Origin of the sequence: Limosilactobacillus mucosae (assembly GCF_046939755.1) — a bacterium.
GTDB classification, from domain to species: Bacteria; Bacillota; Bacilli; order Lactobacillales; family Lactobacillaceae; genus Limosilactobacillus; species Limosilactobacillus mucosae_A.
Genome location: NZ_JBKZAY010000117.1, coordinates 1 through 308, shown reverse-complemented (window position 1 = coordinate 308; position 308 = coordinate 1). Strand labels below are relative to the sequence as shown.

Below are 308 nucleotides of genomic sequence, written 5' to 3'. Positions count from 1 at the left end.
AACAATGAAAATTGTTATCGCGGTGTAGCTCAGCTGGCTAGAGCGTCCGGTTCATACCCGGGAGGTCGAGGGTTCGATCCCCCCCGCCGCGATTGACTGGCTGTTAGGGACCTTTAGCTCAGTTGGTTAGAGCAAGCGGCTCATAACCGCCCGGTCGTAGGTTCGAGTCCTACAAGGTCCATTGGGCCTCATAACACTCGACAGCTTTTCATTTATGGAGGATTACCCAAGTGGCTGAAGGGGGCGGTCTTGAAAACCGCTAGGTCGTGAGAGCGGCGCAAGAGTTCGAATCTCTTATCCTCCTTTTC

3 tRNA genes are annotated in these 308 nt (G+C 53.9%); all 3 read left to right on the top strand.

Annotated features, from left to right (window positions below):
• The first annotated feature begins 18 nt into the window (after window positions 1-18).
• The 3 genes from ACLUWI_RS10450 (at window position 19) to ACLUWI_RS10440 (ending at window position 304) form a co-directional block, all read left to right on the top strand.
• A tRNA-Met gene (locus ACLUWI_RS10450) sits at window positions 19-92 on the top strand.
• A gap of 15 nt (window positions 93-107) precedes the next feature.
• Window positions 108-181: transfer RNA gene (locus ACLUWI_RS10445), tRNA-Ile, on the top strand.
• Window positions 182-216: 35 nt separating this feature from the next.
• Window positions 217-304 (top strand) — tRNA-Ser (locus ACLUWI_RS10440).
• The last annotated feature ends 4 nt before the right edge of the window (window positions 305-308 follow it).